The sequence below is a fragment of the Microcystis sp. LSC13-02 genome (assembly GCA_002282935.1).
GTDB lineage: Bacteria > Cyanobacteriota > Cyanobacteriia > Cyanobacteriales > Microcystaceae > Microcystis.
In genome coordinates this window covers 1-5,718 of record MTBT01000310.1, presented here as the reverse complement: position 1 = coordinate 5,718, position 5,718 = coordinate 1, and the positions used below count along the sequence as shown (strand labels likewise).

Below are 5,718 nucleotides of genomic sequence, written 5' to 3'. Positions count from 1 at the left end.
CTGCTGGTAAGCCTACCATCTCCAGTGTTATTCCCTTGGGTAGGTTTTCGGTAAATAGAGTTAGCTTTGCTGGGGGAGGTGATGGCGAAGATGGCGGTGGTGGCGATACTTTAGGTAACGGTGTAGATGTCACAGTAGCGATACTTTTACCCGGAAAAATATCAAAATTTAAATCACTAGCTCGCTCACACCAATAACACTTTCCGTAACTTTTGCTGTAGTAATGACTATCAATTTTACCACAGCGTATAACCTCATTTAATGCAGCTTCCAAAGTACCACGCCATTCCTCAGCCGTCGGTCGTTTTTGGGGGAATTTATGTCCCTCATTGAAACAGCGCAAAAATAGGGCGTGTAAGTCGCGATGTAGGATATTTAATGGTATGGTAGTATTACTAGGTACAACCAATTTATCCCCAGAAAAAGGCCAGAGTCCCCGTCGAATTAGTTCCGACTGTTCCAGGGAATCCCCTGCTCCTTGCCACAATCCCCGAAACGGCGGCCCGCTAAATAGTAGATAATAAATAACAACTCCTAATCGAAAGCGATCATGCACTTCTGTTTGATCTACATCTGCTAGATTCACTCCGATTAATTCCGCCGGTGTAAATCCTTCTGAGCCAACTAAACACCGATATATTTTACCGCTATAGGGATCTGATACTTGAAATGAATCTGTATCAATAATTGTAGGCAACCCCCGATTATTCACTAAGATATTTTCTAGCTTGATGTCTCCCAAAACATAACCTTTAAGGTGAATTGCTTGGATAATAGCGGCTATATTCCGCGCTACTACATGAAGAAAATACCAATTAGTTTCTAACTTGCATTTTCTTCTCATTATGGGCGTACAAATCTTTAATAATGTTTCTGAACCCACCACTTTTGGCATTAAAAACCCGACAACTTCTCCCTGGTTATCTTCTAAGATAGAATAGGGCCAAGCGAAGGAAATATGGTTAAGATGAGCATTAGGATCACTGGGACGATTTCTCACCATTAACTGTAATTTATCAACCCTTTCATTATGGTGATTGTGGTAGATTTTCGCTAAGTACCCATTAAAGTTAGTGTGCCATACTTTCGCCTCGCCACTGTCGGCAAGTTCTCGCGTTAGGGTAATCAGGCGATTCTGTAGTTGACAGCGATAAGTTAAAGACATCAAAAAATCTCCGAGTATTTGTGCTGTTAAGTCCCATCGTAGGTTGGGTTTCACTATCGTTCAACCCAACTTTTTTTAATAATTAAGTTGGGTTTCGTCAAATCAATTTCTGTAAAATAGCTTCGATTTGTCCTTTTAGAGGGGGAATGTCATTTTCAACAATATCCCAAATAATCTCTAGATTGATACGAAAATATTCATGAATAGTTAAGTTTCTTAGATCGCTGGCATCTCGCCAAGGAACTTCGGGATATCTTGCTTTAAATTCTTGAGAAGTTGCTCTAGCTGCTTCACCAATAATTTGTAAATGATAGACAATCCAAGTTTGAATTAATTCTTGTTGTTCAAACAGGGTTTTTCCCTGTCGAGCATACTTTTCTAAACGCTCAATTGCTTCTAAAATATCCCGCAAGCGTTCGCTATCATCTCTCATAGTGGTATTGCTTCTTTAAGTACCCGCTCTCTGATTCTATCTTTAAGTCCCTGTTCGGTAACAATATCAACTTTGCAGCCTAACAAGGCTTCAAGTTCTCGAATTAACGGCAAGGGAAACCAGGGACTCCGACGTTCGCTACAATAATCAATTAATAAATCAATATCGCTTTTTTCGTCAGCTTCTCCCCGTGCAATAGAACCAAAAATTCGCACATTATTTGCGCCGTGTTTAGCCGCAATAGCAATAATTTTTTCTCGTTTGTTTTTGAGTAATTCGTCAATTTTCATGATCTACTTAGTCCATAGTCTTATCGTAGGTTGGGTTGAACGATAGTGAAACCCAACATTTTTTAATAATTGAGTTGGGTTTCTAGGGAGCAGGGAAGTAGAGGTTTTTGCTCCCATAGTAGGTTGATTCATGAATCAACCTACAAAGCACGACGTTTTAGATACAGAAACCGGGTTTCTTAAACAAACCCGGTTTCTTAAACCCCTCAGTTTCTTAAACAAAAAGCTAGGAGTAGCGTTTTATCATCGGTTGTTAACTTATTTAAATCCTCCCGCTCTAAAAATTCTTTGAGGTCTTCCTTCGACGGAGTTTCTGTCTGTTGCAAATACTCTTCTAATGGCTGAAAAAAAGGCGGATGAGGTTCCCAATTTTTATAATTGATAGATACCTTTTCCACTCCATCCGTCGCCACACAAATAAACGCAACTGGCTCAGTTAAAACTCCTATTTGCATATCCTCCAAAGCATTGCTAGAAGTAACAAAAGTGGTTTCATTGATGTATTCTCCCTTGTCAGGCTGGAACAATAACTGATAATTTCCTACCACAGGTTTGAACACAATAAAACCGTCTCCTATCTGCATCGCCGCTAATCGTTTTGAAGTAACCAAAACAACCAGTAAAGTTGTCGCTAGATCATTAATGTCTAACTGTTCTTTTTCGGCTTCTTCTTGGAGAATTTGCTGAATATGAGCCAACAGTCGCCGGAATATTTCCTTTAATTCGGCTTCAGTTCCAGTGGCAGCTAATGCTGTTTTTTTGAGATTTTCCTCTAAAAATTGCAGCGATGCTTTAACTGTTATTTTCGCACCCAAATCCGAATGTTTGGCACTACCGGCCCCATCGGCCACGGCTCCAATCAAAACATCCTGACCCAATACTTGATAAGCACCGTAATCTTGACAGGGTAATCCCGCTTGGATATGAAAACTACCGACCACCGACTGACATAATGTTCTCCACATAATTAACTGTCCTCTAGGTGGTAATTTGTCCCCAATTCACTGGTGGTAAATCGATCGCCTCTCCAATTTTACCACCAGAAACTCGTTTCATTGAGTTACTTAACCACTGAAATAAATCCCGAAAATCTAAACCATTGAGTAACACGGGGGGATTATTAGAAATCTGTTTGAGCGTCTCCATATCAGCACCCTGAACACCTACAGAAAAAAATAAAACCCGATTTTCTGCTTCGGCTTGTTTTACCCGTTGCGCCGCCAGATTCCATTGATCCGTAGGCGCACCATCAGTAATTAAAAATACCCAGGGGCGATAATATTGGATACCATAACTTTTATAAATCGCTTTATGATCTTCGATTAAATCTAAAGCCAATTCAATCGCTTTTCCCATGGGGGTTAAGCCTCCTGCGGTTAAAGTAGGTGGCGTAAATTGGTCAATTCCGACAAAATCCTGCACGGTTTTAACCCCTCCATTGCCAAAAGTAATAATGGCAGTTTCTACACTTAACGTCGCCTGGGTATCTCGCATCACATCCTGTTGAAAGGTTTTGATCCCATCATTGAGAGCCTTAATCGGTTCCCCTAGCATTGAACCAGAGGTATCTAGTAGTAGCACCACAGGACAGCGAGTTTCCTGGTTTTCGACAAATTCAGCCACACCAATCGGCATTTTTTTCAAGCCTCCTAAATTTTTGAACTGGGGGAACTATGGGTATCTTAGGAATTGGGATTATCTACTTTTTGTCCTATTATATTATCTCTGCGAGTCCCATCAGAAAAGGTATCTTTCCTTTAAGCTGAACGCAGGATTTGATTTTTGGCCATTAGTCGCAGGGTGGCTCCGTGAAATGCTTATCGGGCAAGACTTTTAGGGCTATTTTGCGGATATTCTATCAGTATAGACCTCGTTTCCACACATAAACCAGAAGAGCCCGCAGGGTTTGATGCAATTCCTCGCGACTGTGAATTTCCTCCAGACGATGAACGGGAACACCTTGATCGAAGAGAATTAACGTAGGTAAACTACGCAGACGAAAACTATTAGCTAATTGAAAATTCTCATCGGCATTGACACTGACTAATTGAATTGCGCCTTGACACTCATTTTGCCAAGAACAGAGGGTGGGTTGGATTAAACGACATAAACCACACCAAGGAGCCCAAAAATGCACGACAACCGGACGGGAAGACTCTAAAACTAGCTTATGGAAGCTCTTTTCGTTTACAGATAGTATCATGTCTAAACAGATTTTATGAAAAGTTGATTTTGATATGGCAACCATTCTACACCAATCGGGATCAATAAGAAAGGGGTTGGGAGCAAAATCACCAATAAATTTTACTTGTTGCCTGCATTAGCCAAGGATGCGCCCACCAGAGGAGTAAAATAAACCCTGTTACTCCTAGATAGGCAGGACGAAGGAATTCTTGCCATTTTAGGCTTTGCCGACCATCGATAATCGCTAAAAAGGGAATCACCGAGGTGCGTTCTTTGACCTTTAAAAATGCCTCTCCGTAACGGTTCTCTAACCGGCGATCGCCATGCCAGACAGCAAAAAGATGATGGGCAATTAAACCTAGGGAAGTCAATAGGGTAAAGCTTGTCCCTAACCAGAGGGTATGTGCAATACACCAGATCACCTGTCCTACCATCTGGGGGTGACGGGTAACGCGCAGGATGCCGGTTTCGTAGAGATGAACCTGCGGTTTTTGGATAGCGGCGATCTCCAGCAGGTTAAAGGTGGCAGGATAGAGAAAGAAAAAAGAAATGGCCGAAAGTATCCAAACTAGGGTTTTTACTCCGGTTACTCCCTGTACTTGCCAGAGAAGCAAACCATCATAACGATGATTGAAGAAATAAACTACTAAAATTACCGCTAGAGGGATACTAACAAGGGCAAATAATACCCGATACAGTCGCGCACCGATGATAGCTTCTCCCCCCATTCGTAAACTGGCTAATCCGCTATGCGCGACGGCAAAACCCAGTAATAAACCTAACATAATCCAATGACTAGCGAATGCCACTTTTGCCCTCTTGATTGACTAAATTTTTCTCCGAATTCTATTTTAAAGATTGATGGTTAATTTTTCGCCCCCTTTTTTTGTATTGCCAGTATCGGGGATTCGGGGCAAAATAAAACTATGCTTCCTCAAAGCCATTCCCAAGAATATACCCGGGGAACTATCTAATTTTGCAACTTTTTAGGTAGTATGCTAAGACGCATTTAAACCGCCTATACTTAGATTAGCCCCCCTTGCCCCTTGCAAGAGTGCCTCAACCCTCATCTCAACAAGAAATTTAAATACGCGAGCAGCTTATGTCTTATCCGCAAAAGCGATTTGTGATGGTCTGTCAGCATTCTTCCTGTTTGGTGCAGGGTGCGTCCGAGCTTCTTTTAGCATGGCAAACGGCAGCTCTCCCAGAAGATGTCATCGTTATGACCAGTGGTTGTCAAGGACAGTGTAGCACTAGCCCCACGGTGAGAATTATTCCCGAGGAAACTTGGTACTGTCGTGTTAAACCAGAGGATGTCAATCAGATTGTCGAAGAACATTTAAAAAACGGTCAACCGGTTGAGCGTTTACTCCATCCACGCATTCACGCTCAATGGCAGTAAACTTGATCATCAATTTTTAAGTGATGCTTCACAAGAGTCTTTTGCTCCTAGGTTAAACCCTTTGAGTGCCTGTGATTTCAGCTTAGTCTATTGTCTATGAGCGACTTAAAAATTCCCACATCCAAGAGAGAAATAATTGCAGCGATAATTGTCCCCAAAAGTAGCTGTTATGTCATTGAAATAGTCTATGAAAGACGGTCGGAAACCACAGATAAACAACAGATAGCTGGGGTAGATTTAGGAG

General features: G+C 41.7%; 8 protein-coding genes. 1 reads left to right on the top strand and 7 read right to left on the bottom strand.

The window, feature by feature from the left end; genetic code table 11:
- From BGL89_RS19330 to BGL89_RS19300, 7 genes are all read right to left on the bottom strand, one after another.
- Positions 1 to 1,165: helix-hairpin-helix domain-containing protein (locus tag BGL89_RS19330; protein ID WP_502692644.1), on the bottom strand; the 1,165-nt coding region annotated here is incomplete at its 3' end.
- Positions 1,166 to 1,262: 97 nt separating this feature from the next.
- Positions 1,263 to 1,598 carry a HepT-like ribonuclease domain-containing protein gene (locus BGL89_RS19325; RefSeq protein WP_286827149.1) on the bottom strand — a complete coding sequence of 112 codons (336 nt, stop codon included), beginning with the start codon at positions 1,596 to 1,598 and terminating at the stop codon, positions 1,263 to 1,265.
- The gene (locus BGL89_RS19320; RefSeq protein ID WP_286827148.1) at positions 1,595 to 1,888 is read right to left on the bottom strand and encodes a nucleotidyltransferase family protein; all 294 of its coding nucleotides are present in this window, start codon (positions 1,886 to 1,888) and stop codon (positions 1,595 to 1,597) included. The genes BGL89_RS19325 and BGL89_RS19320 overlap by 4 nt, the downstream gene beginning before the upstream one ends.
- A gap of 206 nt (positions 1,889 to 2,094) precedes the next feature.
- Complete coding sequence (locus BGL89_RS19315) at positions 2,095 to 2,853, bottom strand: PP2C family serine/threonine-protein phosphatase (protein WP_286827147.1); 759 nt, start codon at positions 2,851 to 2,853, stop codon at positions 2,095 to 2,097.
- 13 nt (positions 2,854 to 2,866) lie between these two features.
- On the bottom strand, positions 2,867 to 3,523 hold the full coding sequence (locus BGL89_RS19310; RefSeq protein WP_286827146.1) for a vWA domain-containing protein: 657 nt from the start codon (positions 3,521 to 3,523) through the stop codon (positions 2,867 to 2,869).
- Positions 3,524 to 3,746: 223 nt separating this feature from the next.
- The gene (locus BGL89_RS19305) at positions 3,747 to 4,091 is read right to left on the bottom strand and encodes a thioredoxin family protein (RefSeq protein ID WP_286827145.1); all 345 of its coding nucleotides are present in this window, start codon (positions 4,089 to 4,091) and stop codon (positions 3,747 to 3,749) included.
- An 88-nt stretch (positions 4,092 to 4,179) separates the two neighbouring features.
- Positions 4,180 to 4,881: an NnrU family protein gene (locus tag BGL89_RS19300; protein ID WP_286827144.1), complete on the bottom strand. Its 702-nt coding sequence runs from the start codon at positions 4,879 to 4,881 to the stop codon at positions 4,180 to 4,182.
- A gap of 293 nt (positions 4,882 to 5,174) precedes the next feature.
- Here BGL89_RS19300 and BGL89_RS19295 point away from each other — a divergent pair, with 293 nt between their 5' ends.
- Positions 5,175 to 5,474 (top strand): (2Fe-2S) ferredoxin domain-containing protein, encoded by a 300-nt coding sequence (locus tag BGL89_RS19295; RefSeq protein ID WP_002786792.1) that lies wholly within the window; start codon positions 5,175 to 5,177, stop codon positions 5,472 to 5,474.
- Positions 5,475 to 5,718: the final 244 nt, after the last annotated feature.

Bases quoted from the DNA above. Each gene is read 5' to 3' on its own strand.
- BGL89_RS19295 (WP_002786792.1), top strand. From the start codon at position 5,175: ATGTCTTATCCGCAAAAGCGATTTGTGATGGTCTGTCAGCATTCTTCC.
- BGL89_RS19305 (WP_286827145.1), bottom strand. From the start codon at position 4,091: ATGATACTATCTGTAAACGAAAAGAGCTTCCATAAGCTAGTTTTAGAG.
- BGL89_RS19315 (WP_286827147.1), bottom strand. From the start codon at position 2,853: ATGTGGAGAACATTATGTCAGTCGGTGGTCGGTAGTTTTCATATCCAA.
- BGL89_RS19310 (WP_286827146.1), bottom strand. From the start codon at position 3,523: ATGCCGATTGGTGTGGCTGAATTTGTCGAAAACCAGGAAACTCGCTGT.
- BGL89_RS19325 (WP_286827149.1), bottom strand. From the start codon at position 1,598: ATGAGAGATGATAGCGAACGCTTGCGGGATATTTTAGAAGCAATTGAG.
- BGL89_RS19320 (WP_286827148.1), bottom strand. From the start codon at position 1,888: ATGAAAATTGACGAATTACTCAAAAACAAACGAGAAAAAATTATTGCT.